The 25,866-nt window shown below is 73.6% G+C and carries 21 protein-coding genes and 1 riboswitch; of the genes, 6 read left to right on the top strand and 15 right to left on the bottom strand.

The genetic code is table 11. The annotated features are described in order from the left end of the window. Positions 1-27: 27 nt before the first annotated feature. The 8 genes from OG802_RS20785 to fahA all read right to left on the bottom strand — a co-directional run bounded on the left by OG802_RS20785 (position 28) and on the right by fahA (position 10,096). Positions 28-2,925 carry a fumarate reductase/succinate dehydrogenase flavoprotein subunit gene (locus OG802_RS20785; protein WP_443055288.1) on the bottom strand — a complete coding sequence of 966 codons (2,898 nt, stop codon included), beginning with the start codon at positions 2,923-2,925 and terminating at the stop codon, positions 28-30. Positions 2,926-2,936: 11 nt separating this feature from the next. After that, complete coding sequence (locus tag OG802_RS20790) at positions 2,937-3,695, bottom strand: ABC transporter ATP-binding protein (RefSeq protein ID WP_329417245.1); 759 nt, start codon at positions 3,693-3,695, stop codon at positions 2,937-2,939. A gap of 403 nt (positions 3,696-4,098) precedes the next feature. Beyond that, positions 4,099-4,992, bottom strand: a complete 894-nt coding sequence (locus OG802_RS20795; RefSeq protein ID WP_329412586.1) for an ABC transporter permease — start codon at positions 4,990-4,992, stop codon at positions 4,099-4,101. Next, complete coding sequence (locus tag OG802_RS20800) at positions 4,989-6,332, bottom strand: ABC transporter substrate-binding protein (protein WP_329412589.1); 1,344 nt, start codon at positions 6,330-6,332, stop codon at positions 4,989-4,991. Before OG802_RS20800 ends, OG802_RS20795 begins: the two co-directional genes overlap by 4 nt. Before the next feature lie 15 nt (positions 6,333-6,347). Next, positions 6,348-6,575 (bottom strand): 4Fe-4S dicluster domain-containing protein, encoded by a 228-nt coding sequence (locus OG802_RS20805; RefSeq protein WP_020130156.1) that lies wholly within the window; start codon positions 6,573-6,575, stop codon positions 6,348-6,350. A 137-nt stretch (positions 6,576-6,712) separates the two neighbouring features. Beyond that, positions 6,713-7,501, bottom strand: coding sequence for a GntR family transcriptional regulator (locus OG802_RS20810; RefSeq protein WP_329412592.1), 789 nt, complete (start codon positions 7,499-7,501; stop codon positions 6,713-6,715). A gap of 190 nt (positions 7,502-7,691) precedes the next feature. Then, a complete protein-coding gene (locus tag OG802_RS20815; protein WP_329412594.1) occupies positions 7,692-8,630 on the bottom strand; it encodes a M56 family metallopeptidase in 939 nt (312 codons plus the stop codon). 254 nt (positions 8,631-8,884) lie between these two features. Beyond that, on the bottom strand, positions 8,885-10,096 hold the full coding sequence (gene fahA / locus OG802_RS20820; protein WP_329412595.1) for a fumarylacetoacetase: 1,212 nt from the start codon (positions 10,094-10,096) through the stop codon (positions 8,885-8,887). 375 nt (positions 10,097-10,471) lie between these two features. On the opposite strand from fahA, the gene OG802_RS20825 reads away from it, so the two are divergent. Then, complete coding sequence (locus tag OG802_RS20825) at positions 10,472-11,296, top strand: HAD family hydrolase (protein ID WP_329412597.1); 825 nt, start codon at positions 10,472-10,474, stop codon at positions 11,294-11,296. Positions 11,297-11,441: 145 nt separating this feature from the next. Here the strand turns inward: OG802_RS20825 and OG802_RS20830 are convergent, their stop codons facing one another. Beyond that, positions 11,442-11,921: a transglycosylase SLT domain-containing protein gene (locus OG802_RS20830; RefSeq protein WP_329412598.1), complete on the bottom strand. Its 480-nt coding sequence runs from the start codon at positions 11,919-11,921 to the stop codon at positions 11,442-11,444. 3 nt (positions 11,922-11,924) lie between these two features. Then, positions 11,925-12,141: riboswitch (cyclic di-AMP (ydaO/yuaA leader) on the bottom strand. A 1,040-nt stretch (positions 12,142-13,181) separates the two neighbouring features. On the opposite strand from OG802_RS20830, the gene OG802_RS20835 reads away from it, so the two are divergent. The 4 genes from OG802_RS20835 (at position 13,182) to OG802_RS20850 (ending at position 17,964) form a co-directional block, all read left to right on the top strand. After that, positions 13,182-14,192: a polyprenyl synthetase family protein gene (locus tag OG802_RS20835; RefSeq protein ID WP_329412599.1), complete on the top strand. Its 1,011-nt coding sequence runs from the start codon at positions 13,182-13,184 to the stop codon at positions 14,190-14,192. 362 nt (positions 14,193-14,554) lie between these two features. After that, complete coding sequence (locus OG802_RS20840; protein ID WP_329412600.1) at positions 14,555-15,862, top strand: LolA family protein; 1,308 nt, start codon at positions 14,555-14,557, stop codon at positions 15,860-15,862. Positions 15,863-16,037: 175 nt separating this feature from the next. Further along, positions 16,038-16,964, top strand: a complete 927-nt coding sequence (locus OG802_RS20845) for an ABC transporter ATP-binding protein (RefSeq protein ID WP_329417247.1) — start codon at positions 16,038-16,040, stop codon at positions 16,962-16,964. Next, entirely contained in the window at positions 16,951-17,964 is a 1,014-nt protein-coding gene (locus OG802_RS20850) for an ABC transporter permease (protein WP_329412602.1), read from the top strand. The genes OG802_RS20845 and OG802_RS20850 overlap by 14 nt, the downstream gene beginning before the upstream one ends. Here the strand turns inward: OG802_RS20850 and OG802_RS20855 are convergent. The 3 genes from OG802_RS20855 to OG802_RS20865 all read right to left on the bottom strand — a co-directional run bounded on the left by OG802_RS20855 (position 17,954) and on the right by OG802_RS20865 (position 20,793). Beyond that, entirely contained in the window at positions 17,954-18,553 is a 600-nt protein-coding gene (locus OG802_RS20855; protein WP_329412603.1) for a flavodoxin family protein, read from the bottom strand. The two genes, OG802_RS20850 and OG802_RS20855, sit on opposite strands and share 11 nt — an antisense overlap. 222 nt (positions 18,554-18,775) lie before the next feature. Beyond that, on the bottom strand, positions 18,776-20,131 hold the full coding sequence (locus OG802_RS20860) for an amidase (RefSeq protein ID WP_329412605.1): 1,356 nt from the start codon (positions 20,129-20,131) through the stop codon (positions 18,776-18,778). Between the two features lie 125 nt (positions 20,132-20,256). Further along, positions 20,257-20,793: a hypothetical protein gene (locus tag OG802_RS20865; RefSeq protein WP_329412608.1), complete on the bottom strand. Its 537-nt coding sequence runs from the start codon at positions 20,791-20,793 to the stop codon at positions 20,257-20,259. Between the two features lie 216 nt (positions 20,794-21,009). Here OG802_RS20865 and OG802_RS20870 point away from each other — a divergent pair, with 216 nt between their 5' ends. Continuing rightward, positions 21,010-22,638: a tetratricopeptide repeat protein gene (locus OG802_RS20870; RefSeq protein WP_329412610.1), complete on the top strand. Its 1,629-nt coding sequence runs from the start codon at positions 21,010-21,012 to the stop codon at positions 22,636-22,638. Positions 22,639-22,743: 105 nt separating this feature from the next. On the opposite strand, the gene OG802_RS20875 is transcribed toward OG802_RS20870, so the two are convergent. The 3 genes from OG802_RS20875 to rarD form a co-directional block, all read right to left on the bottom strand. Next, positions 22,744-23,697: a M28 family metallopeptidase gene (locus tag OG802_RS20875; RefSeq protein ID WP_329412613.1), complete on the bottom strand. Its 954-nt coding sequence runs from the start codon at positions 23,695-23,697 to the stop codon at positions 22,744-22,746. A gap of 179 nt (positions 23,698-23,876) precedes the next feature. Next, on the bottom strand, positions 23,877-24,362 hold the full coding sequence (locus OG802_RS20880; protein ID WP_329412615.1) for a VOC family protein: 486 nt from the start codon (positions 24,360-24,362) through the stop codon (positions 23,877-23,879). A 160-nt stretch (positions 24,363-24,522) separates the two neighbouring features. Continuing rightward, complete coding sequence (gene rarD, locus OG802_RS20885; RefSeq protein WP_329412616.1) at positions 24,523-25,689, bottom strand: EamA family transporter RarD; 1,167 nt, start codon at positions 25,687-25,689, stop codon at positions 24,523-24,525. Between the last annotated feature and the right edge of the window lie 177 nt (positions 25,690-25,866).

Raw genomic sequence — 25,866 nt, forward strand, 5'->3', positions numbered from 1 at the left:
CGGCCGGACGGGTCCGGCCGGGTCGGTCTACAGGGCCCGGGTGGCGTAGGCCCTGACGTCCGCGTCGGCGTCCGTCGTGGCCGTGGCCAGGGCGGCCCGGGCGGCCTCCGTGTCGCGGTGACGGGTCAGGGCCAGGACGGCGGCCTTGCGGACGTCGGCGTTCGGGTCGGCCAGCGCTTTGGCCAGCACGGGGACGGCCGTATCGGGGTGGGTCACGGACAGTGCGGTGGCGGCGCCCGCCCGCACCTGCCACGCCGGGTCAGACAGCGCGGCCACGGCCCGGACGGCGAGCGGTTCCGGGCAGCCGGTGGCGCCCAGCGCGCCGTAGGCGGCGGCCCGGACCAGGGCATCGGGGTCGTCGACGAGGGTGACGAGAGCCGTGTGCACGGCGTCGGGCGCGGCAGCGAGGCCGGTGCCGGCTACCGGTTCGGCGTCTACGCCCGCAGCGGTGCCCGCCCCCGTGGCTTCGACCGCGAGGGTGTCGTTGAGGCGGCCGGCGGCCACCGTGGCCAGGGACTTGGCCATGACGACGCGGACCTCGCGGGACGGGTCGGCGGTGGCCGCCCGCGCCAGTTCGTCGGCGGCGTCGACGGAGAGGAGGGCGCGGACGGCCTCGATGCGGACGGCGATGTCGGCGTCGGTGAGGGCGTCGGCGAAGAGGGCGGCGTCGCCGAGACGCAGGGCACGCAGTACGTCCAGGGCCGCGGCGCGGACCACCGGGTCGGACTCGGTCAGCGCGGCGGTGAGCCCGTCGCGCAGGGCCGGCTCGGGCGGCAGGGTCTCGACGAGTTCCCGGAGCGAGGCCGCTGCGGTGGCCCGTACCTCCGCGGCGGGGTCGCGCAGCGCCCGGGCGAGCGCGGGGCCGGTGCCCGGCGGCACGGTCTCGGTGAGGACGGCGACCGCCTCACGCCGGACGGCGGGCGCCGGATCGGTCAGGTAGGGGAGCAGGGCGTCGAGGTCGGGTTCCTCCTCGGCGAGGGCCACGAGTTCGAGGAGACGGGAGGAGGAGTGGAGGGCGGAGGAGTGGAGGGACGAGGACGACTCCGGGTCGTCGGGACCGGGGCCGGACGCCGAAGCGCCGTTCGCCGCCGAGGCGGCCGCATCGGGGAGGGACTCGGGGCCGGCGGCGACGGGGGCCACGTCCCGTGAACCGGCCGTGGCCACGTCCTCGGAGTGGACCTCGCCAAGGCGGCGTGAGGGGCCGCCGACAGGGCTGAACTCATCGACCGGAACCAGATAGGGAGCCACGGGTCTGGCCGTGAACTCCATAGCGCCGGAGGGGGACTTGTGCAGATCGAGGTGGTGGAACCAGGACTCGTCGTCGCGGCTGGGGTGGTCGAGGCGTTCGTGGTAGAGGCCCCAGCGGGACTCGGTGCGGGCCAGGGAGGCGCGCGCGGCCATCTCCGCGCAGTCGCGGATGAAGGAGACCTCGGCGCAGCGCATCAGCTCGTGCGGGGTGCGCGCGCCCATCTCGGCGATGTCGTCCCGCATGCGCTCGAAGGACTCCAGGGCCAGCGACAGCCGCGCGCCCGACTTCGGCGGGGCGACGTAGTCGTTCACGAAGCGGCGCAGCTTGTACTCGACCTGGGGCTGCGGCGGGCCGTCGGGGTTGCGCAGCGGGCGGTAGATCAGCTCGTGCGCCTCGCGCAGCTGGTCGGCGGGCAGCTCACCGTCGTACGCCGTGTACTGGGCCGCGTCCGCGCCCGCGAGGTCGCCGAAGACGAACGCGCCGATCATGTAGTTGTGCGGGACGCAGGCCAGGTCGCCGGCCGCGTACAGGCGGGGGACGGTCGTGCGGGCGTGCTCGTCCACCCGTACGCCGGAGGCCGAGTGGCCGCCGCACAGGCCGATCTCCGAGATGTGCATCTCGATGTCGTGGGTGCGGTAGTCGTGACCGCGACCGGAGTGGAAGGTTCCGCGGGTGGGCCGCTCGGTGGAGTGCAGGATCGTCTCCAGGGCGGAGAGCGACTCCTCGGGCAGATGGCTGAGCTTCAGGTAGACGGGGCCGCGGTCGCTGGCGACCTCCGCGGCGAATTCGGCCATCATCTGCCCCGACCAGTAGTCGGAGTCGACGAAGCGTTCGCCGTGCCGGTTGACCTGGTAGCCGCCGAACGGGTTGGCGACGTAGGCGCAGGCGGGACCGTTGTAGTCCTTGATCAGCGGGTTGATCTGGAAGCACTCGATGCCGGTCAGCTCGGCGCCGGCGTGATAGGCCATGGCGTAGCCGTCGCCCGCGTTGGTGGGGTTCTCGTACGTGCCGTAGAGGTAGCCGGAGGCGGGCAGGCCGAGGCGGCCGCAGGCGCCCGTCGCGAGGACGACGCCGCCCGCGCGGACGGTGACGAACCGTCCGGTGCGGGTGTTGAAGCCGACGGCGCCGATGGCGCGTCCGTCCTGGGGGGAGGTCAGCACCCGCACCGGCATCACCCGGTTCTCGATGCGGATCCGCTCCCGCATCTCGCGCCGCCGCAACTGCCGGTACAGGACCTTCTTGACGTCCTTGCCCTCCGGCATCGGCAGCACGTACGAGCCGGATCGGTGGACCTGGCGGACCGCGTAGTCGCCGTGTTCGTCCTTCTCGAACTTCACGCCGTACGACTCCAGCCGCTGCACCATGGCGAAGCCACGGGTCGCGGTCTGGCGGACGGTCGCCTGGTCGACGATGCCGTCGTTGGCGCGGGTGATCTCGGCGACGTAGTCGTCGGGCTCGGCGCGGCCGGGGACGACCGCGTTGTTGACGCCGTCCATGCCCATCGCGAGCGCCCCGGAGTGGCGCACGTGCGCCTTCTCCAGGAGCAGGACGTCGGCGCCGCGCTCGGCGGCGGTGAGGGCCGCCATGGTGCCGGCGGTGCCGCCGCCGATGACGAGGACGTCACAGGTCAGCTCCTCGGCGTCGTCGAGTGCGGGGATCTGCACGGGGGTGTCCACCGGGGTGCCTTTCAGGTGTTCAGCGAGGTCAGGACGGCCCGCCGCAGGGCCACGCGCGCGGGGTCGTCGTGGGCGGCGCGATCGCGGGGGCGCGGCACGTCCCGTACGGCGACGAGACGGCCCGCGCCGAGGAGTGCCACGCGGTCGCCGAGGAACAGGGCCTCGTCCACGTCGTGGGTGACGAAGACGACGGTCGCGCCCGTGCCGCGCAGCACCTCCACCAGCAGGTCCTGCATGCCGGCGCGGGTCTGGGCGTCGAGGGCGCCGAAGGGTTCGTCCATGAGGACGGCGCGCGGGCCCGCGGCGAGCGCCCGGGCCAGTTGCGCGCGCTGGCGCTGGCCTCCGGAGACGCGGTGCGGCAACTGCCGTGCGCGGTCGGCGAGTCCGACTCGGGTGAGCCAGTCGGCGGCCTGCTTGCGGCGCGTCGCGCGGGGCGTGCCCTGGATGGCGAGGGGGAGTTCGACGTTGGCCAGCAGGGTGCGCCAGGGCAGGAGGGCGTCCTCCTGGAAGACGAGCGCACGGTCCGCGGCGGGCCCGGCGATCGGCAGGCCGTCCTGCTCCACGGCGCCGGCCAGCACGGGCAGCAGTCCGGCCAGGGTGCGCAGCAGCGTCGACTTGCCGCAGCCGGACGGGCCGACGACGGTGAGGATCTCGCCGGGTGGGACGTCGAGGTCGACGTCGGCCAGGGCGGCGGCGTCGGGACGGCCGAGGGTGGCCGCCCGCAGGGTGAGCCGGGTGCCGCGCACGGCGGACCCGGTGCTCTCGCGCACGGGCGGGTCGGTGGCGCCGGGGGCGGTGGCGCCGGTGTCGCCCAGCACGGTCGTCACGGTGTTCCCACCCGAGGCCCGACCGGGGTTCGCCCCGACGGCGGTGACGGCGCCGACGGCTGTACCGGCCGTGCCGGACGGGTCGGCTGTACCGGCCGTGCCGGACGGGTCGGATGGCTTGGACGGGTTGGCCGGGTTGGACCGGTCGGCTGTGCCGGTCAGGTCGGTCGTGCCGGTGGAGCCGTTGGAGTCGGTGGAGCCGCCGGTCAGGTCGACCGTGCCCGTGGCGCCGTTCGGGCCGCTGGCGTCGTTCGGGCCGGTCGGGTCTGCTGTGCCGTGGGCGTGGGTGTGGGCAGTGCCGTCGGCGTGGGTTGTGCCGCCGGGCGCGCCGGTCGTGTCGCGGGTCTCAGACGAGGTGCTCATCGCGCGCCCCCTCGGGCTCGGTTCCGGTGCCGGCGGCGGAGGCGGCCGGTTCCGGAGGCCTTCGCACTGCCGCGGCCGTGCGAAGGCCCGCCGTCCGGGGCCGGCCCGCGGGGACGTAGGACGTGCGGGGCAGCCAGCGGGTCAGGCGGCGGCCGAGGAGTTCCACGGCCGTGGAGGTCGCCCAGCCGAGCACGCCGATCGTGGCCATGCCGACGAACACGCCCGGGTAGTCGACGACGGTGTAGTCCTGCCAGGTGCGGTAGCCGACGCCGTACTGGCCGGAGATCATCTCGGCGGAGATCACACAGATCCACGAGACGCCGAGGCCGACCGAGAGGCCGCCGAAGATGCCCGGCAGCGCGCCCGGCAGCACGACCGAGGCGAGGATCCGCCACCGGCCGCCGCCCATGGTGCGCACCGCCTCCTCCCAGCCGGGGGCGAGGGCGCGGACCGCGTGCCGGGTGGAGACCATGACGGGGAAGAACGCGGCGGTGAAGGTGATGAAGACGATGCCCTGCTCGTTGGAGGGGAAGAGCAGGATCGCGACGGGCACCAGGGCGATGGCGGGGATGGGGCGGACGACTTCGAGGACCGGCCCGAGCAGGTCCTCGGCGAGCCGCGAGCGCGCCACGAGCACGCCCGTGGCGACGCCCACGACGGCGGCGAGGAGGAAGCCGGTGACGATGCGGGTGAGGCTGTCGGTGAGGTCGGTCCAGTAGTCGTCGCCGGCCAGGCGGTCGGCGAAGGTGCGGGCCACGTCCGCGACCGTGGGGAACTGCGAGAAGCGCAGCCACAGGTCGACGTTCAGGCTGGTCAGCAGCTGCCACAGGCCGAGGGCGGCCGCGACCGACGCCGCCCGCAGCGCATACCGGGTCACGAGGCCCGCCCCAGCGCGTCGGCGTACGGGACGACCCGGGAGCCGGCGTGGGCGTCGACGTAGGCCCGGGCGGTCGCCGGGGCGACGAACGGCAGGAGCGTCGCGCCGTCGGCGACCCAGACGGCCTTGTCGGCGAACCACAGGGTGCCGGTGGTGGCGTCGGGGACGTACGCGGCGCGGACGCCGTCCTTGTGCCGGGCGACGTAGGCCAGCAGCGCGCCCGGCGTCGCGAAGGAACGGGTCCGCGTGGCGCCCTTGGGCCACACCTCGCTCGCGGCGGGCGCCGGCCCGGCGGCGAGCCGGCGGGCGTAGGACGGGCCGAGGGCCTTCTTGACGTAGCGGTCGTCGACGAAGGAGTCGACGTCGACGTCGCCGGTCAGCTTCGCCGCCTTCAGGATCGACACGTCCTCCTTGAGCGCCAAGACGAGCCCGGGCCTGACGGCCGGGTCGAAGGTGGCGATGCCGTGGGCGCCGTTGTAGAGGTAGACGACCTCGGCGGGCAGGCCGGTGGCCTTCGCGACGCTCTCGGCGGCCGCCACCGGGTGTGCGTTCAGGTAGGTCGTGGCCTGCTCCTGGGCCTTGAGGAACGCCTCCAGCACGGCCGGGCGGTTCTTCGCGAAGTCCTCGCGGGCGGTGACGCCGTGGAAGGTGGGCAGATCGAGCTGGGCACCGTCGTAGAGGGCTTTCGCCTTGCCCTGGTAGGCGAGCAGCCCGGGCCAGGCGACGAACTGCGAGAGCGCGTCGGCGCTGCCCGCGGAGAGGGCAGACGCGCCGACGGCGGGCTGCTGGTTGAGTTTCTCGACGCCCTCGTCGGGGTCGATGCCGGCGCGCTGAAGGGCGCGGACCAGGGTGCCGTCGGCGGCGGAGCCGACGCTCGTGGAGACCTTCCTGCCCTTGAGGTCGTCGATCGAGGCGAGTGGGGAGCCGGGCGCGGTGACGATGGTGTTGAGGCCGCCGCGCAGGTTGTAGCCGGTGACCGACACCAGGCGCGTGGGCTTGCCGAGCTGTCTGCCGCGGGCCGCGTTGATGAGGAGCGGGAAGTCGCCCATCGAGCCGATGTCGATCTTCCCCGCGGTCATCTGGGCGGTGATGGGGGCGCCGGTGGCGTAGTCCTGCCAGTCGACCTTGTAGCTCTTTCCGTCGCCGAGGGCGTTCAGCTGCTTCTCGAAGTAGCCGAGGGACCGCAGGAGGGTGCCCGCCGTGACCGTGTTGATGGTCTTGGACTGGTAGCCGACGGTGACGGTGACCGTGGAGCCGTCACCGGCCTGGGCGCTGCCGCATCCGGTGAGCGGGAGCAGGAGGAGGGCGGCGGCGGACGCGGCGGTCGTTCGGGGTTTCATCGGGGTTCGGGCCTTTCACCGGAGCAGGTAGGGCATGTTGACCGTGACGGCTCCGGTGGGACAGCGGGCCGCGCACGGGCCGCAGTACCAGCATTCGTCGACGTGCATGTAGGCCTTGCCGTTGCTCTCGTCGATGGCGAGGGAGTCCAGCGGGCACATGTCCACGCAGAGGGTGCAGCCGTCGATGCACTTCGACTCGTCGATGGTCACGGGCACGTCGGCCCGCTGGGGTGCCAGGGTCATGGCTGTCTCCGAAAAGGTCCCGGGGAATTCTGAGAAAAACCGTGCGGCGGCGAACCGATGGGGCCTCGCCGAACGATGAAGGGATGAGAGCGGGAAGCAGGGCGGACGGCTGACGGAAGGCGGGCGGGGATGGAAGGTCACAGCGAGCGGTGCAGCCGACCGCTCATCGAGATGCGGTCGCCGCGGAAGCGGATGAACTCCAGATCCACCGGGCGTCCGTCGGCGAGGTGGGTGAGGCGTTCGAGCATCAGGACGGCCGACCCGCGCGGCGCCTCCAGGACGGCGGCGGAGTGGGCGTCCGCGTTCACGGCCTCCAGAGTGATCTCGGCGTGGCCGAGTCGCCGCCCGGTGGGGGCCTCCAGAAGCCGGAAGACGTCGGTGTTCTCGAGATCGGCGCCCAGCAGATCGACGCCGATGTCGAGCGGGACGTAGGTGAGGTCGAGGGAGAGGGGGACGCCGCCCAGCCGGCGCAGGCGTTCGATGTAGAGGACGTCGGCGCCGGGCCGGACACGGAGGCGTTCGGCCACCGGGGCGGGCGCGGCGACGGGGCCCATCGTGCGGATCTCGTTGGTGACGTGCCCGTGCTCGTGCAGGGTCTCCGCGAGGCCCATCAGGCGATCCAGGCCGTGCGGGAACTTCTGCGCCACGACCACTGTGCCGACGCCGGGCAGCCGTTCCACCAGGCCTTCCGCACGCAGCAGGTCGAGTGCCTGGCGGACGGTGTTGCGGGAGGCGCGGTAGTCGGCGGCGAGCGTCGACTCGTGGGGGAGCGTGCCCGCCGGGAAGCCGCCGGTGAGCAGCTGGCGGCGCAGGATGTCGGCCAGTTGACGGGCCTGGTCAGCGCGCAGCCGGCGGCGCGCACGGTGGGCGGCGACGGTGGTCGCGCCCTGGCCGGCGTGCTCTCGGACACGGTCGCTGGATGGCATGGCTCGAACCATAGCGAGAAGGTAGGGAAAGGGGTGTTGCCAGAGTGTTGCGCCACCTGCGACTCCGTCAGAAACCGCGCTGACCTGCTGGAACGCCTGGCCGCAGGGCGAGAAACGCCAGCTCATGACGGTGCGGGCGAGCGGGCGGATGGGCGGGCCGGATCGGGTGGACGCGGCCCGGCGGGGCGGCTCAGGTCAGTGCGGCCAGGCCGGGGACGAACGTGATCAGTAGGGGCAGCAGGGGCACCAGTGCGGCCGCCGTGGTCGTCAGCGCGCGCTGTCTGCGCAGCAGGCGCGGAGGTGGCTGGAGGAGGCGGTCGACGCGCTCCCCGAGGAGACGGCGGCTGGACGCGCAGGACAACACGCCCCGGTGCTGGTTCAGCTCGATCAGGGCCAGCGCCGTGGTCAGGTGACCGCAGCGGCGGGAGGCCGTGTCGTCGGCGGCGAGTTCGACCAGGCGGTGGGTCTGGTCGCAGAAGTGGGCGAAGAGCGGGATGCGGGGGAAGCCGGTGGCGAGGGCGGTGGACAGGTGGAGCAGCCAGTCGTGGTGGGCGCGGGCATGGCCGCGCTCATGGGTGAGGACGGCGTCCAGCTGGTGGGAGGTGAGGCGGTGCAGAGCGCCGGTCGTGACGATCAGCTGGGCCGGACTGCCGGGCATCCACCAGGCGTCGGGATACTCGTCCTCCAGGACGAGGAGCGGGCCGCGGGCCGACGGCAGACCGGCGGGCAGGTCGGGGGCGCGCTCCCGCAGCAGCGCCCTCTCCCGGCCGCGTCGCCGCCGCGCCTCGAACAGCTCGCGGGCCAGCATCGCGGTCGTCCAGGCGGCCCCGCAGGCCAGCAGCAGGGTGAGGGTCGCCGCCCACGGTGGGGAGGCCGACAGGTCGTAGGCCTCGGTGACCGACGGCGGCGCCGGCGCGAAGACCCGCACGCGGACGGTGTGGAAGACGGCCGCCGCGCCCAGCACCAGGGCGGTCAGACAGCACAGCAGGACGGTGGCGACCAGGCACTGCCACACCCACAGCCCCACCACCGGCTCCCGCTCGGGCCAGGCGGAGCGGGTGAGCGCACGCGGGACCGGCACGGCGGCCGTCAGCGCGACGACGCTCAGCAGGAGCAGGCAGACAGTCATGCCACGGGCTCCGGATCCTGGTCGGGAAGGGGGCGTGCCGGTCGCGCGGGGCGTACCGCTCGCTCACGCGCGCGGTTCCGCCACGGGCGGCGGGCCCGGCCCGAGGACCGTGCCCGCCGCCAGTATGACGGCGGACACCCCCGCGAGTCAGCCCACGAAGGCGCTCCGGTTCGAAGCCGGCCCCGGACGGGGGCCGGGAGAGGCTGCGGCCGGTTGGGCGCTACCTGCGTGACTGCCTACCCGGGGCCTGGGGTCTATCCGGCGGTCACTCGTCCGCTCACCTCGCCCAGGCCCACCGGGGTGCCGTCCGGGCCGGGGGCCTGGGCGGAGAGGGTCACGATGTCGCCGTCCTCCAGGAACGTCCTCTTGCCGTCGGGGAGTTCGAGCGGGTCGCGGCCGTTCCAGGTCATCTCCAGGAGAGAACCGCGCTGGTCCGGCTCCGGGCCGCTGACCGTGCCCGAGCCGTACAGGTCGCCGGTGCGCAGGGAGGCGCCGTTGACGGTGAGGTGGGCGAGCTGCTGGGCGGCCGTCCAGTACATGGTGGCGAAGGGCGGCTCGGAGATGGTGTGACCGTTCAGCGCGACGGAGATCCGCAGGTCGTAGCCGGCGGGCTCGGCGGCCGCGTCGTCCAGGTAGGGCAGGAGGGCGTGGGTGCGCGCCGGGGGAGCCACTCGCGCGGCGTCCAGCGCCTCCAGCGGGGTGATCCACGCCGAGACGGAGGTGGCGAACGACTTGGCCAGGAACGGGCCGAGCGGGACGTACTCCCATGCCTGGAGGTCACGGGCCGACCAGTCGTTGAGCAGGCACAGGCCGAACACGTGCTCCCGGAAGTCGCTCATGGCGACCGGGCTGCCCTGCGGCGAGGGCGTCCCGACCACGAATCCGACCTCGGCCTCGATGTCGAGCCGCACGGAGGGGCCGAAGACGGGGGCCGGGTCGGAGGGGGCCTTGCGCTGGCCCGAGGGCCGTACGACGTCCGTGCCGGAGACGACGACCGTGCCGGACCGTCCGTGGTAACCGATCGGCAGGTGCTTCCAGTTGGGCAGCAGCGTGTCGGCGGTGTCCGGGCGGAAGATCGCGCCGACGTTACGGGCGTGGTGCTCGGAGGAGTAGAAGTCGACGTAGTCGGCGACCTGGAAGGGGAGGTGCAGTGTCACGGCGGACAGGGGCCGGAAGAGCGGTTCGACGGTGGCTCGGTGCGCCGGGCTCGTCACCCACTCCGTCAGCTCGCGACGCACCTGCGTCCAGACCGGACGGCCCGCCGCCATCAGCGGGTTGAGGGTCGGCGCCGCGAGCAGCGCGGCGTGGGACGAGCCGAGCGCGCGGGCCGCCGCACCCGCGTCGAGGACGTGGTCGCCGAGGCGGACGCCGACGGTCCGCTCGGTGGAGCCCGGCAGCGAGAAGACGCCGTACGGCAGGTTGTGCGGACCGAAGGGATCGCCCTCGGCAAGGTCGAAGGGGGGCATCGGGTACTGCCTCTCTTTCGTGTTCGTGCGCTCTGTGGTGCTCGCCAGGTGAGCCCGCCGATTCCGCGCGGATGCCGCGGGTGCGCCGAGCCGGGCCACACGTTACGGCCGACCTCGGGGAAGCGGCACGGGGGCGGGCCCGTCGAGGCGGCCCGGACGGACGCGCCGGCGGTGGCGGGGGAGGTGGGGGAGGCGCTGCGGGCGCGGCGGACCACGCGACGCCCCGGCCGGGCGGGTGCCGGAAGGCGCTTCTTCGAGCCGGTCGTCAACCACCGACGGTCAGTCGCCGAAGGGGAGTTGGCAGAACCGGACCGGACCCGGTCGCTGTTCGGTTCCCGTCGAACCAGGGCGGTGCGGGGTCCGTATTCTCTGATCATGGCCGCACCCACCGCATATGCCGCGCGCACCGCGTACTCCCTCATCGCCACCGACCTGGACGGAACGCTGCTCCGCGGCGACGACACCTTCTCCGACCGGTCCCTCGACGCGCTCGCGCGGGTGGCGGCCGCCGGTGCACGCCACCTGGTGGTGACGGGACGTCCCGCGCCCCGCGTGCGGCCGCTGCTCGACCGTCTGCACAGCAGGGGGCTCGCGGTGTGCGGACAGGGCGCGCAGCTGTACGACGCCGGCGCGGACCGTCTGCTGTGGTCGGTCACCCTGGACCGGGAGCTGGCCGAGACGGCGCTCGGCAAGATCGAGGCGGAGGTCGGGCAGCTGTACGCGGCCGTCGACCAGGACGGCGTCGACGGGCTGACGCTCATCGAGCCGGGCTACCGGATGCCGCACCCCACGCTGCCCGCTCTGCGCGTCGCCCGCCGCGACGACCTGTGGTGCGAGCCGATCAGCAAGGTGCTGCTGCGCCACCCGTTCCTGTCCGACGACGAGTTGGCGGCGACGGCCCGCTCGGTGGTCGGCTCGCTCGCCACGGTCACCATGTCGGGGCCGGGCACGGTGGAACTCCAGCCCTGCGGGGTCACCAAGGCGACCGGGCTGGCGCTGGCCGCCGAACACCTGGGGCTGCGGCCCGAGGACACCGTCGCCTTCGGGGACATGCCCAACGACATCCCGATGTTCGACTGGGCGGCGCGCGGTGTCGCGATGGCCAACGCGCACCCGGAACTCAAGGCGATGGCCGACGAGGTCACGACGTCGAACGAGGACGACGGCGTGGCCGTCGTCCTCGAAAGACTGTTTCCCTGAGCCGGGCCCCGCGCGCTCGGCACGGGCGGTGCGCCCGGCGCTCGATGCGTTGTTCACGCGCCGGACGTCAGGTGTCAGGCGTCATGTGTCACGCGCGAACGCGCCGGGGGCCGAGTGCCGGGAGCCGAGTGCCGGGGGCCGGCTGTCAGTACGCGCTGAAGACGTTGTCGATGGAGCCGTAGCGGGCGGCCGCGTAGTTGCAGGCGGCGGTGATGTTCGCGACCGGGTCGTAGGAGTCCCAGGACGTGCCGTCGACGTGGTAGGCGCGGAAGGTCGGGTCGATGACCTGGAGCAGTCCCTTGGAGGGAATGCCCGCGGCCGCGTTGGAGTCCCACAGGTTGATGGCGTAGGGGTTGCCGGACGACTCGCGGATGACGTTGCGGTAGATGCCGTTGTACGTCCCCGGGATGCCGTGCTGCGACATGACGTGCAGCGAGGCGCGGATCCACCCGTCGAGGTTGTTGGAGTACCCCAGGCTGGTGGCGGTCGCGACGGTCGGGGTCGCGGCGGAGGCGGTGGTGGCGCCGATCAGCGGGAGTGCCAGCACGGCGACTCCGGTGCCGGCGACGGCGAGCTTGCGGGCGAGGCGGGCGGTGCGGGTGCGGCGGTGAGCAGCAGCGGGCATGACGGTTTTCCTCTCCAGCGCCTGCGAGGTGAGCTGTCGGGTTCGGGCGGGGAGCTGCCCGGTCGCGTCCTGACGGTCGCGACTTCACCCCGAGCCACGACGGGCTGCCCGAAACGTCCGGAAAACATCCGGGACGTCAGGAACATCCGTTGCGGCGACTTACCTGGTTCCCCCGCTCCTGCCGTGCGTTCTCGATGGGTGTCATGGGCGGCGGCAGGATTAGGCGTCCGCCCGACAGGCCGGGAACGTATGCGAGAGCACATGTCCGGAACAAGTACCGGATTCACAGATCACCCCTATTGACCTTGGTCTGTGGTCTATGGGGTGCTTGATCCTTTGTGGGTGCAAAGGGTCAACTTGCTTGAGGCGTGCGGAGAATCGGTGAAGGACGGGCGAGGGGTGACCGGTCTCGGGGAGTGAGCCAACTCACCTGGGTCCACAAGGGCGGCGAAACGGGCATTAGCCCCAACTCGTCGTCAAACGAATGTCGATGAGTTGTCGTCCGCCATGTCGCGCCACGTCGCGCCGCGCCGTCCCTCGGGGGGAGCCGCTCCGCCCTTCCTCGGAAGGGCGCTCCGCCCTTTCGGGGAGGCGGCACCGTCCCGCCGGGGGCGGGGAGTGGGCGACGGTCACGGAGGGGGGCGCGTGACAGTCGTCACGCCGGGCGGGGTGGGGTGGGGTGGATCGGTGCGGGTCGGGTCCGGCGGGAGGTGCGGGAGTGTGGGTCCGCGTGAGGAGCGTGAGCCCGCACTGGGGCCTGCGCGCGCGTGCGGGACCGTGCTCCTGCGTGAGCGTCCGGCGGGGCGGGTGTGTGCGGGTTCGTCGTCCGGCGGGTGCGGGTCCGACGTCCGCGGGTGGGGATCTGCGACCCGGCCTGTGCGGGTCCGGCGTCCGGTGTGTGCGGATCTGCGGCCCGGAGTGTTCGGGTGTGTGGTCCGGCGTGTGCGGGTCTGTGGTCGGGCTTGTGCGGGTCTGTGGCCGGGGGTGGCCGCGTGCGGCCGCATGATTCGCGGCGCCGGGGCAATCCGATGGGTGTTCCGGCGGGTGTCCGACCGTACGAGCTGATCAGGAACTCGGCGGGTGGAATCCGGTGCCGCCCCGCCCGACGGAGACGGTTCCCGGGCGAGCCCATTCGAGCCCGGGGGACGTGGGGGCTATCGGTGATCGAAACGTGACCGGATACGCTGACTTGAGTGGTGGCAGCGACCTATCGACAAACCGCGTAATCGCCAGTGGACACCAGCAGACAGGAGACCCCTCGTGACCGTCGTCGGGCCGTTCGGGCTGAGCGTGCGGGACCAGGCTCTGGAAGCCGATGTCCAGGCCGGATTGGCGGCTGTCGAGGAAGGCTTGCTCGAGGCCACCAAGAGTGAGGTCCCCTTCATCACGGAGGCGGCACAGCACCTCGTGCGGGCGGGCGGGAAGCGGTTCCGGCCGCTGCTCGTGGTGCTCGCGTCGCAGTTCGGGGACAAGCACGCGCCGGGTGTCGTGCCGTCGGCCGTGGTGGTGGAGCTGACCCACCTGGCCACCCTGTACCACGACGACGTGATGGACGAGGCCGCCGTGCGGCGCGGGGTGCCCAGCGCCAACGCCCGCTGGGGGAACTCCGTCGCCGTCCTCACGGGCGACTTCCTCTTCGCCCGCGCCTCCCACATCCTGGCCGACCTCGGCCCGGAGGCGGTGCGGGTGCAGGCGGAGGCGTTCGAGCGGCTGGTCACCGGCCAGATCCTGGAGACGGCCGGTCCGACGGACGGCCGGGATCCGGTCGATCACTACCTCGACGTCCTCGGCGGCAAGACGGGCTCGCTGGTGGCGGTGGCCTGCCGGTTCGGGGCGATGATGTCGGGCGCCGACGAGACGGTCGTCGACGTCCTGACGCAGTACGGCGAGCGGCTGGGCGTCGCGTTCCAGCTCGCGGACGACGTCCTGGACATCGCGTCCGACTCGCGCGAGTCGGGCAAGACGCCCGGCACGGACCTGCGCGAGGGCGTGCCCACGCTGCCGGTGCTGCGGCTGCGTGAGCGCGCGGCGCGGCTGGCGCTGCCCGAGGACATCGCGCTGTGCGAGCTGCTGGACTCCGACCTCAGCGACGACGCCCGCCTCGACGAGGCCCTCGGCGCGCTCCGGGCCCACCCGGCCCTGGAGCAGGCCCGCCGGGACACCGTGCGGTACGCCAAGGACGCGCGCGCCGCGCTGGCGCCGCTGCGGGAGTGCGACGCCAAGGCCGCCCTGATGGAACTCTGCGACGCGGTGGTCCACCGGGCGGGCTGACCCCGCCTGCTCCGCCGCCCCCGCCGCCCCCTCTCCCCCTGGCTCCCCGCCGCCCCCGCTTCCTCTCCCGCCGTCCGCTCTTCCTCCCGTCCCGTCCGGGGTGCCCGCTCTCCACAGCCCCAGACCCCCAGACCCCCACACCCCCACACCCCTACGGGCCGTCGCCCTCACGTCAGGGTCGTGTCATACCGCAGGCGTATGTGGAGTTGAGCCCTCGGGTTGACGCTTGTCGTCGGCTGATTTGGTCAGATGGGGACTACCGAAAACACCACTCCTCACCGATTCGGGTGAGAATGGCGGCTTGGGGCGGGGAACGCAGCGCGAGACGACCAGCCGCCGCCGACGACGGAGGTAAGGCACACATGGCACCGAAGGAATCCGACGCCACCATGACCGGCGGGGAGGCGACCGGCGGGGAGGCCGACGACCTGCGCCTCCGACGCCGCAAGGCCGCACGGTACGTCGTTCCGGTCACCGTGATCGGTGTCGCGGCGGCGACGATCGGGCTCGTCCCGGCACTCGCCGACTCCGGCGACCCCGACCTGCCGAAGATCACCGCGCAGCAGCTCCTCGACAAGATCGCCGCCTCGGACGTGCAGCAGCTGTCCGGAACGGTGAAGATCACCACCGACCTCGGGCTGCCCGACCTCGGCGGGCTGGAGAGCGGGCTGCTCTCCGGAGCGGCGCAGGGCGGCGACGGCTCGTCCGCCGACCCCCAGGCCAAGCTCACCGAGCTGGCGTCCGGCACGCACACCCTGCGCGTCGCGGCCGACGGCCCGGACCGTCAGAAGGTCTCGCTGCTGGAGCGGGCCGCCGAGTACAGCGTCATCCATAACGGCAAGAACGTGTGGGGGTACGACAGCGCGTCCAACGAGGTCTACCACTCCACCGTCGACGAGAGCGCGGGCAAGGAGCCGGGCGAGGCCCCTGGCAAGGCGCGGACCCCGGTCCCGGCCACGCCGAAGGACCTCACCGAGGACGCCCTCGAGGCGGTCGACGACACGACCTCCGTGACCGTCGACGGCACGGTCCAGGTCGCCGGCCGCGACGCGTACAAGCTGCTCGTCAAGCCGAAGCAGTCCGGCTCCACCGTGGGCGCGATCAGCGTCGCCGTGGACGCGGAGACGGGCCTGCCGCTGAAGTTCACGCTGACCCCGGCGAGCGGCGGCGCCGCCGTCGTGGACGCGGGCTTCACCCAGGTGCACTTCGCGAAGCCCGCCGCGTCCACCTTCGACTTCACCGCCCCCAAGGGCGCGAAGGTCACCGAGGGCGACACGGCCGGCGAGGGCCACGACGGCAGCCGCAAGGGCGGCCGGGGAGCCGAACCCGCTCCCGGGCACGACGGCTTCGACGGCTTCGGCGGGTTGGGCGGGTTCGGCCAGGGCCTCGGCGGTGGAGCCGGTTCCGAGGGCATGAAGGTCATCGGCGAGGGCTGGACGTCCGTCGCGGCCTTCGACACGGGCGGCGAGGGCGTGCCCTCGGGCTCCGCCGCGGGCGGCGACCTCGGCGGGTTCCTGGGCTCCCTCGGCGACAAGGTGAGCGGCGACTTCGGCTCCGGCACGGTCTTCTCCACCCGCCTGGTCAACGCCCTGATCACGGACGACGGCAAGGTCTACGCCGGCGCGGTCACCAAGGACGCGCTCGTGAAGGCGGCCGACGCCGGGAAGTGACGCCGGCCGGGGTCGCCGGGTGGTCGCCGGGGATTGCCGGGGTCCGTCCGGGGATCGCCGGGACCGACGGAGTCAGTGCGTGAGGAGAGGGGCGAGGGTGACGGAGCCGGCGGGGGAGCCGACGGGCGAGCGCGCGCGGGAGTCGGCCGGGGAGTCGGCGGACGACGGCGCCGTCATCCGCACCCGTGCCCTCACCAAGCGCTACCGCGGCGGCCAGCTCGCCGTCGACGGTCTCGACCTGACCGTCCCGGCGGGCAGCGTCTTCGGCTTCCTCGGCCCCAACGGCTCCGGCAAGACCACCACCATCCGCATGCTGATGGGGCTCATCGAGCCCACGGCGGGCTCGGCCCGCGTCCTGGGACACCCCATGCCGCGGGCCGCGCGCGCCGTACTGCCGCACGTCGGCGCGCTCATCGAGGGTCCCGCCCTGTACGGCTTCCTCTCCGGCCGCGACAACCTGCTCCGTTACGACGCCGCCGACCCGACCGCCGACCCGCGCACCCGGAGGGCGAGGGTCACGACCGCGCTGGAGCGGGTGGGCCTGACGGCCGCCGCCGGGAAGAAGGCGAAGGCCTACTCGCTCGGCATGAAACAGCGGCTGGGCCTCGCCGCCGCCCTGCTCCGGCCCCGCCGCCTGCTCGTCCTCGACGAGCCGACCAACGGCCTGGACCCGCAGGGCATGCGGGAGATCCGCTCCCTGGTGAGAGAGCTGGCCGCCGAGGGCACGACCGTCTTCCTCTCCTCGCACCTGCTCGACGAGATCGAGCAGGTGTGCACGCACGCGGCCGTGATGGCCCAGGGCCGGCTGATCGTGCAGGGCCCGGTGGCGGATCTCGCGGCGGGCGCGAGAGACCGGCTGGTCGTGACGACGCCGGATCCCGCGGACGCGGCCCGTGTGCTGAAGGAACAGGGCCTCGTCGACGTCGTCGCCGCGGAGGACGGTGTCAGCGCCGAGGCCCCGCCCGCCGGCCGCGACCTCGCGGATCTGAACAGTGCGCTGGTGACGGCGGGCGTGCGCGTGCGCGGCTTCGCCGTCGAACGCGCCTCCCTGGAGGACGCGTTCGTGGCTCTCACGGGGGAGGGGTTCGATGTCGCGGGCTGAAGCAGGAACGGCGGACGACCGGAACCCGGTCCCGTCGCCGCCCGGGGCCACGGGGAGCGGCGCTCCGCCCTCCTCGCCCTCCTCGCCTTCCTCGCCCGCTTCGTCCTCGTCCTCGTCCGTTCCGTCGTCCCCGTCCGCCCAGGCGGGCCGGAATCCCTGGGCCTGGGCATGGACCTTCGGGATCGTGCGCAGCGAACTGCTGACGACCTTCCGGCGCTGGCGCACGCTCGCCCTGCTGGGCGTGCTGGCGGCCGTGCCGATCCTGGTCGGGATCGCCGTGAAGATCGAGACGGACGACGGATCGTCCGCCGGGCGCGGCGGCGGCGCGGGCCCCGCGTTCATCTCGCAGGTCACCAACAACGGCCTGTTCCTGGTCTTCACCGCGCTGGCCGTGACCCTGCCGTTCTTCCTGCCGATGGCCGTCGGCGTCGTCGCGGGCGACGCGATCGCCGGTGAGGCGAACGCCGGCACCCTGCGCTACCTCCTGGTCGCCCCCTCCGGCCGCACCCGCCTGCTGCTGGCCAAGTTCGCGACCGTCATGACCTTCTGCGCGGCGGCCACCCTCGTGGTCGCGCTCTCGGCGCTCACCGTGGGGGCGCTGCTCTTCCCGCTGGGCGACCTGACGACGATCTCCGGCACCCGGATCGGCTTCGCGGACGGTCTGCTGCGGGCGCTGCTGATCGCCCTGGTCGTCGCCGCGTCGCTGACCGGCGTCGCGGCGCTGGGACTGTTCGTCTCCACGCTCACCGGGAGCGGCATCGCGGCGATGGCGACGGCCGTCGGCCTGCTGATCACGATCCAGATCCTCGACCAGATCCCTCAGCTGCACGCCCTGCAGCCGTACTTCTTCTCGCACTACTGGCTGTCCTTCGCCGACCTCATGCGCGAGCCCGTCTACTGGGACGACCTGCAGAAGAACCTCGGTCTCCAGGCTCTGTACGCGGCCGTCTTCGGCTCGGCGGCCTGGGCGCGCTTCACGGCGAAGGACGTCACGACGTAGCGGTCGCCGCCTCGTGCGGGAAGCGGGCCGGGAGGGCCTCGCGGGCGAAGAACGTCTTCGCGTTGGCCAGGGCCTCCGTGTCCGACCGGACGTCCCCGGGCTTGCTGCCGTTGCCGAGCAGCACGCCGCCGAAGCGCATCCCCAGGTAGGCGGCGGAGTTGCGGAGCGTGCCGACCAGCGGGTCGGCCACCTGGGGCTGGTCGTCGGCGAGCACGGTGACGCCCCACAGGGTGCGCCCGGCCATGGTCGCCTTGAAGTCCAGGCCGGGGGTGCGCAGCCAGCCCGCCCAGTGGTCCAGGTAGCGCTTGGTCTGGGTGGACACCGAGTACCAGTACAGCGGGGACGCGATCACGATGTCGGTCGCGGCCAGGGTGGCGTCGAGCAGGAGCGCTGTGTTGCCCTCCGTCGGGCGGACCCGGTCACTGTCGTGCCGTGAATCCACGAAGTCGGGCACGGGGTGCTCCGCCAGGCTGATCCACCGCTGTCCGACGTCGGAGGGCAGCTGCTCGGCGGCCTCCCGGGCCAGTGTCTCGGTGTTGCCGTCCGAACGGCTGCTGCCCAGGACGAACAGGAAACTGCGACGCGTCATCTTCGATCCCCCAAGTGGTGAGCGTACGACGTTACTATGCGCCTGCATTATATGTGTGCGCAAGTAGTTTCCGAGTCCCGGCCCAGTGCGTGGTCCCGGCCCAGTGCGTGGCTCCGGCCCAGGGTGGGCGGTTGGGCCGAGGGTGGGTGGCCGGGTCGAGGGTGGGCGGCCGGTCCCAGAGTGGGTGGCCAGGCCGAGGGTGGGTGGCCGGGCAGGCCCGGCTCAGGACGTCTCCGCGGCTCGGGCGACGGCCAGCAGCGACGTCTCCGCGTTCCGCGCGGCGACGATCTGCAGGCCCACCGGGCAGCCGTCCGTGCCGAACCCCGCAGGGAGACTGATCGCCGGATGCCCGCTCAGGTTGAACGCCCAGGTGAGCGCCGTCGAGAACCGGTCGCCCGGCCCCTCGTGGCCGTGTGCCGGGTTCGGGGTCGTGGGCATCAGCAGCAGGTCCGCGCCGGCGAAGAACCCGGCCAGCAGACGGTCGTTCGCCTCCCGGATGCGGTCGGCCGCACGGAGGTCCGCGCCCGGCGTGCGCAGCGCCAGCCAGGCAGGGGCCGGGTCCTCCAGCCGCAGGGGAGCCCCGGAGACCGGGAGCAGCCTCACCGCCCCGGCGTCGGCGAGCCGTACGGCGGCGGCACGGGCGAGGGCGAGCGGCTCGGGATCGGGGTCGGCGAAACCGAGGCCGGGGGAGAAGACGGCGGTGGGCGGCCCCGCGCGACCGCGCTCCGACCGCTCCGATCGCTCCGACCGCTCCAGGAGACCTGGTGGATCTCTCGGGGCCACGGCCTGCCAGTACGCCTGGGCGTCCACCGCGTGGCGCACCAGCACACCGGCCGCGGCCAGTCCCGTACGGTCCGCGGGCGTCGGCGGGCTCGGGCCCGGTCCCGGGCCCGGCCGATCCCAGGACGTCGGCAGGGGGTTCGGGTGCGGGGACGCCGGTCGTCCGTTGCCGTCCGGGGACGCCGGTGGTCGGTCGCGGGTCTGGGGCGTCGGCCGCCCGTCGCGGTCCGGGGGCGTCGGCCGTCCGTCGCGGGCCGGGGGCGTCGGCCGTCCGTCGCGGGCCGGGGGCGGCGGTCGTCCGTTCGTGGTCTTCAGGCCGAGCACGCCGCACCACGCGGCAGGGATGCGCACGGACCCGGCCCCGTCGGTTCCGGTCGCCATGGGGACCAGGCCGGCGGCCACCGCCGCGGCCGAGCCGGCCGAGGAGCCGCCCGGAGTGCGGTCGGCACGCCAGGGGTTCACGGTACGGCCGTGCGCGCCGAGTCCCCAGGTCTGCCAGGGGGTGCCGGGTCCCGGCACCGAGGTGGCCCCCACGGGCACACAGCCGGCGGCCGTCAACAGCCGCGCCGCGCGCAGCCCGTGACGCCCTTTCACGCCGATCGGCACACCGGCCAGCGGCAGCCGTTCGCCCGCGGCGACCCGCAGGTCGACCTCGCGCGCCCACGTCCGCGCCCGCTCCTCCCACACCTGCGCGAAGGCGCACAGGAAGGGGTCCGTTCGGGTGATTCGCGCGAGTGCCTCGTCGACGACGTCCACCGCCCGCAGCCGCCCCGCACGCACCTCCGCCGCGATGTCCACGGCCGGAGGCCACGCCCGCAGTCCGGTCCCGCTCCCGCCCCGGCCTTCGTTCCCGCCCCGGCCTCCGTTCCCGGCTCCGTTCGCGCCCCGGGCTCCGCTCCGGTCCCGGCCCGGGGGCCCGGCCGTCAGCGCGGGCTCCCGCCCGGGGCTCCGGTGAGCCGGGCCAGCGGGGCCGTCTCCCGCGGCGGGTTTCCGCCCAGGTCGCCGAGGCGCCACTCGGTCACCCACGGGACCCGGTACACGTCGATGACGTCCTCGATCGCGCGCACCCGCTGCGCGAGCGGCCTGGGCAGCCGTCCCGGCGCGTCCGCCACGAGCACGACGGAGTCCAGGTCGAGCCCCGCCGGGGCCTCGCCGCGCCGGAAGACCTCAAGGGTCCGCAGGACGGACTCCAGCCCGGCCGCATGGGTGCGGGCGACCAGCAGCACGGACGGCGGATCGCCGGCGCCGGGCCACCCGCGGCCGCTGTCATGGCCGCCGTAGACCGCGGCGAGCGTGGACGTGCCGGCTCCGCCGTGCGTGGCGACCCACGAGAAGCGCCGGGGCGTCACCGACGAGCCGGACGGCGGCGGCGCCGGCGCCGCCGCCGACGCCGGATCCGGTACGGTGACCGGTCCGCGGAGCCAGATCTCCGGTCCGCGCAACCCGTCCGTCGTCCCCATCCCGGTGCCCCTCCCAGTCGTCGCCGTCCCTCCGGGACGCCCCTGATCCCGGCGGTCCACGGAGAGTCCCGGGCGGCGGGACGTGGGTTCCTGGAACGAGGCTGTGACGTCGCGGTGACGTGAGTACCGGGGGCGCTCGGAGAAACTCAACAGTACGTGTACGCGTACACGAAACTGGACGACCGGATCGTGACGACGCATCCGAGTGAGGAACCGATGTCTCGACTCAGCCGTGAGAAGAAGCGCGAACAGAAGCACGCCGGCCCCGCGGCCGCCGTGGTCGCGCCGCTCGACGTCCATGTCCGCGGGGGCGGGACGGCGACCATAGGCGGTGTACCCGTCGTGGCGGTCGACGGCGAGGAGATCCAGCGCGCCGTTCTGGGCCACCTCCACCGCATCGCCCTCGCCACCGGACATCCGGTCCTCGCCTCAGTCCGCGACGAACGCATCGGCTACGTCGTCCCCCTGCGCGTGGAATGCGACGGCTCCAGCCACTTCACCGCGGAACCCCTGCGCACACCGGCGGCGCCCCCCTCCACCCCCTCGACCACGCACTCGCCCGCCCCCGCCTCCGCCCCCTCGCCCTCGTCCACGCTCTCGTCCCTGGCCGCGGGCCATGCCGCGCCTACGGCCTCGACGCCGGCCGGGTCCCCGGAAGCGGTCGCGGTCTCCGACGAACACCAGCGGCCGTCCCAGCAGGCTCAGCAAGCACGGCAGGCGCAGCGCAGCCCGCAGCCCCAGGACAGCCCCCAGCCCCAGCAGGCGCAGCAGAACCAGTCGTCCGGGCCGACGCAGCCGCCCGGGCTGTCCTCGCCGCCCTTGTCGTCCCAGGCGTCCCCGTCGTCCCCGTTCCGTCGCGACGAGCCGACGCACCTCCTGCGTCAGGTGTCCGAGCCGGTGCGGGACGCGACGCCGACGTTCCCCCTGCGCGCGGTGCCCGAGCCGGAGGCGGTCCCCGGGCCGGCCGGCTCACCCGCGCCGGAACCGGACGTCGAGGACGACGTCCCCTCGCTCGGCACGGTGACCGCACCCACCGGCGTGTTCGGCCCGCCCCCGCCCATGGACGCGCTGCCGCACCCCGACACGACTTCCGGAGCCCCCCTCACCCCGGCCCCCGCCCCGACTCCGACTTCGACACAGGTCACGGCTCCGCCGCCCCCCGTCTCCGCCCCGACGCCGCTCCCGCTGCCCGTGCCGGACGCCGCACCCGCGACGTCCTCCGCCTCCGCCGCCACCCTCGCGGCCGCTCCCACCCCGTTCTTCCCCGACGGACTGGTCTCCGAGCCCGAGCCGGACTTCAAGCCCACGCCCGCGCGCGGTTTCGACGCCGTCGCGGAGGCGGTCCTCGGGGACGACCCCCGCACCCTGCACGGCGTCGGCGCGGCTCCCGCGCTCCTCGGGGAGCCGATGGCGCAGATCAACGAGGCCGTCCGGGCGGGCCGGACGGACGTCGCGGCCGCCCTCGCGGAGCGCACCGCGACGGAGGCGTCCGGGACGCTGGGCCCGGAGCACCCCGAAGTGCTCCGGCTGCGCGAACTCACGGCGTACATCGCCTATCTGGCGGGCGATCCGCTGCGCGCCTTCCACGTCTCCCTCGACCTGGCCCGCATCGGCCGGCGGTCCGGGGACGCGGAGGCGGCGTACGGCAACGTCCAGAGCGCGGCGACGGCCTGGCGGGCGGTGCGCGACCCGCTCCAGGGGCTGAACCTGGGGACCGAACTCCTCGGCCTGTGGACGGAACTCGCCGCCGGGGAGGGCCCCGCGGCCGACGACGCCGAGGAACTGGAGTCGGCCCGCGCGCGCATGCTCCGGCTGGCCGAACGCGCCCGCAGGGCGGGCGCGTAACGGCCGACGTGCCGGAGGGTCAGAGGCCGGAGGGCCGGAGCACGGCGCATTCGGATGGCGGCGCCGGTCAGGCGGACGGCACGGCCCTCCGGATGGCGGCGCCGGTCAGGAGGACAGCGCCCAGAGGGCGTAGGCCACGGCGTCCGCGTTGCGGTTCAGGGCGGTGTCGTCGATGTTGGCGCTGGTGTCGCAGGAGGAGTGGTAGCAGCGGTCGAACGCCCGCCCTGCCGTGCCGCCCCACTTGGCCGCCTGCGCCGCCGTCTTGATGTAGTCGGCGCCGCTGAACAGACCGCCCACCGGGACGCCCGCGTTCTTGAAGGGGGCGTGGTCGGAACGGCCGTCGCCCTCGGTCTCGATCTCCGTGGGGACGCCGATGCCGGCGAAGTAGTCCTTGAAGGTCTTCTCGATGGCCGGGTCGTCGTCGTAGACGAAGTAGCCGGGGTTCGGCGAGCCGATCATGTCGAAGTTGAGGTAGCCGCTGATGCGGGCGCGGTTCGCTGAGGAGAGGCTGTTGACGTAGTAACGCGATCCGACCATGCCCAGTTCCTCCGCCCCCCACCAGGCGAACCGCAGGTGCTTGGCCGGGTGGTAGCCCGCCCGGGACACGGCGAGGGCCGTCTCCAGCACGGCCGCCGAGCCCGAGCCGTTGTCGTTGATGCCGGCCCCGGCCGTGACGCTGTCGAGGTGGGAGCCGGCCATGACGACATGGCCGGTGTCCCCGCCGGGCCAGTCGGCGACCAGGTTGTAGCCGGTGCGGCCGGACGACGTGAACTGCTGGACGGCGGTGGTGAAGCCGGCGGCGTCGAGCTTGGCCTTCACGTAGTCGAGCGAGGCCTTGTAGCCGGTGCGGCCGTGGGCGCGGTTGCCGCCGTTGGCGGTGGCGATGGACTGCAACTGGGCCAGGTGGGCCTTGACGTTGGCCACGGGGATGTCGGGAGCGGCGGCGAGCGCGGCGGAGCCGGGCGCGGGAGCCGCCCCCGCTATGGATCCGCCAGTCAGGAGCATGACAATCGAGACGCCGCCGGCGACCGCCGTACGCCGGGAAACGGGGAGCTTCATGTGGGGTGCTCCGAATTCCTCGGGAACCACCGGGTCACGGTGATTCCACGGTGAGTGGGGTCCCAGGATGGTGAACGCGCAACTGACTTCCCGTCAAGAGTGCCGACCGGACAGCGGACACAAGACTCCGGAATCCAGACACCATGGGGACCGGAAGGGGACCGGAAGCCCCCGCGCCCCTAGTGGACGCAGAACTCGTTCCCCTCCGGGTCCGCCATCACCGTCCATGACCCGGACGGCTCCTTCACCTCCCGCAGCACGCTCGCGCCCAGCCCGCGCAGCCGCTCGACCTCGTCGGCCCGCCGTTCCGCGCCGGGATGCAGATCGATGTGCAGCCGGTTCTTCACCGTCTTGGCCTCCGGCACCCGCTGGAACAGCAGCCGCCGTCCCAGTCCGGTCCCGCTGTCGGGGTCGTGCGGGTCGTCGGGGTGGCGCACGGCGATCAGGTCCCGGAAGGCCGGACGGCCGTGGAACTCCAGTGTCGCCGCGCCGGGCAGCGCGCCGAGCTCCAGCAGTCGCTCGATCAGCGCGCTGTTGTCCTCGGTCTCGTAGTGCAGCGCGGACGCCCAGAAGTCGGCCTGTGCGTGCGGGTCGGCGGCGTCGACGACGAGCTTCCAGTGCACGGGCGCGGGCGTGGTCCCTGATCCTGCGGTCGAGTCGGTCATGCAGCCACTAGTAGCAGCCCCGCACCGCGCCTGCCTGTCGTATGCCCTGATCCCTGATCGTCCGGGGCCCGTCCGCTCCGTGAACCTGAATCCGAACCTGAACCGCCGGGCCGGGCGACCGTCAGGGTTTGGTCAGGGCTGCTCGGTCAGGGCTGCTCGGTCAGGGGTGGGCCGGGCCCGGTCGTGTCTCCGGGGCGGCGGCCGAGGCGGCGGTGGCGGCGGTGGCGGCGCTGGGGGAGGGAGTCGAGGGAGCGGCGGAAGAGGAGGCGGCGACGGGCGCCGGTGTCGGTGCCGCCGTTCCGTCGGGTGCCGGTGCCGGCGGTCCGTCCGGCGTCGGTGCGCAGGCCTCGGGGGCGAGGGCCTGGGGGGCGCCGGACGCGGCCGAGGCGACCTCTTCGGCGTGGATCCTCGCGCGCTCGGCCGCCAGGCTCCGGGACGCCCGGCGCGAGGTGCGCAGCGCGTCGCCGGTGAGCAGCGCCAGGGCCAGCCACACCAGGGCGAACCCGGCCCACCGCTCGGGCGGCATGGCCTCGCCGAAGTACAGGACGCCGAGCAGGAACTGGAAGACCGGGGCCAGGTACTGCAACAGGCCCAGCGTGGACAGCGGCACGCGGATGGCCGCCGCGCCGAAGCAGACCAGGGGCAGCGCGGTCACCACGCCGGTGGAGGCGAGCAGCGCCGCGTGCCCGGGACCCTCGGCCGTGAACGTGGCGTCGCCGTGGGCGGACAGCCACAGCAGGTAGCCGAGCGCGGGCAGGAACTGCACGGCGGTCTCGGCGGCCAGCGACTCGACCCCGCCCAGGTTGACCTTCTTCTTCACCAGGCCGTACGTGGCGAAGGAGAAGGCGAGGCACAGGGAGATCCACGGCGGCCGGCCGAAGCCGACGGTCAGGACCAGCACCGCCGCGACGCTGACGCCGACCGCCGCCCACTGCACGGGCCGCAGCCGCTCCTTCAGGAGCAGCACCCCCATGGCTATCGTGACCAGCGGGTTGATGAAGTAGCCGAGCGAGGCCTCGACCACGTGCCCGCTGTTCACCGCCCAGATGTAGACGCCCCAGTTCACGGTGATGACGGCGGCGGCGACCACCACGAGGGCCAGTCGGCGCGGCTGGCGCAGCAGTTCGCCCGCCCACGCCCAGCGTCGTACGAAGAGCAGCGCGGCGGCGACGAAGGCGAGCGACCAGACCATGCGGTGGGCGAGGATCTCCGTCGCCCCGGCCGGCTTGAGCAGCGGCCAGAAAAGGGGCACCAGGCCCCACATCCCGTAGGCCGCGAAGCCGTTCAGCAGGCCTGTGCGGCTCTCACTCCTCGACGTCCCGGCCACGGGCACCTCCTTCTCACGTCACGCATGCGACGACGAAGGTAACGCCGGGCGCCCCGGTCTGTCATGCCCGTATCGCCATACGGTCATGACAGGCCGGGGCGGCGGCGCACGGACGGCTCGGGGCGTCCGGCGGACGGACGGCTCGGGGGCGTCCGGCGGACGCGGGGCGCGCGGGCG

This window comes from Streptomyces sp. NBC_00704, assembly GCF_036226605.1.
GTDB lineage: Bacteria > Actinomycetota > Actinomycetes > Streptomycetales > Streptomycetaceae > Streptomyces.

Bases quoted from the DNA above. Each gene is read 5' to 3' on its own strand.
- OG802_RS20800 (WP_329412589.1), bottom strand. From the start codon at position 6,332: ATGAAACCCCGAACGACCGCCGCGTCCGCCGCCGCCCTCCTCCTGCTC.
- OG802_RS20805 (WP_020130156.1), bottom strand. From the start codon at position 6,575: ATGACCCTGGCACCCCAGCGGGCCGACGTGCCCGTGACCATCGACGAG.
- OG802_RS20810 (WP_329412592.1), bottom strand. From the start codon at position 7,501: ATGCCATCCAGCGACCGTGTCCGAGAGCACGCCGGCCAGGGCGCGACC.
- OG802_RS20815 (WP_329412594.1), bottom strand. From the start codon at position 8,630: ATGACTGTCTGCCTGCTCCTGCTGAGCGTCGTCGCGCTGACGGCCGCC.
- fahA (WP_329412595.1), bottom strand. From the start codon at position 10,096: ATGCCCCCCTTCGACCTTGCCGAGGGCGATCCCTTCGGTCCGCACAAC.
- OG802_RS20825 (WP_329412597.1), top strand. From the start codon at position 10,472: ATGGCCGCACCCACCGCATATGCCGCGCGCACCGCGTACTCCCTCATC.
- OG802_RS20830 (WP_329412598.1), bottom strand. From the start codon at position 11,921: ATGCCCGCTGCTGCTCACCGCCGCACCCGCACCGCCCGCCTCGCCCGC.
- OG802_RS20840 (WP_329412600.1), top strand. From the start codon at position 14,555: ATGGCACCGAAGGAATCCGACGCCACCATGACCGGCGGGGAGGCGACC.
- OG802_RS20850 (WP_329412602.1), top strand. From the start codon at position 16,951: ATGTCGCGGGCTGAAGCAGGAACGGCGGACGACCGGAACCCGGTCCCG.
- OG802_RS20855 (WP_329412603.1), bottom strand. From the start codon at position 18,553: ATGACGCGTCGCAGTTTCCTGTTCGTCCTGGGCAGCAGCCGTTCGGAC.
- OG802_RS20865 (WP_329412608.1), bottom strand. From the start codon at position 20,793: ATGGGGACGACGGACGGGTTGCGCGGACCGGAGATCTGGCTCCGCGGA.
- OG802_RS20870 (WP_329412610.1), top strand. From the start codon at position 21,010: ATGTCTCGACTCAGCCGTGAGAAGAAGCGCGAACAGAAGCACGCCGGC.
- OG802_RS20875 (WP_329412613.1), bottom strand. From the start codon at position 23,697: ATGAAGCTCCCCGTTTCCCGGCGTACGGCGGTCGCCGGCGGCGTCTCG.
- OG802_RS20880 (WP_329412615.1), bottom strand. From the start codon at position 24,362: ATGACCGACTCGACCGCAGGATCAGGGACCACGCCCGCGCCCGTGCAC.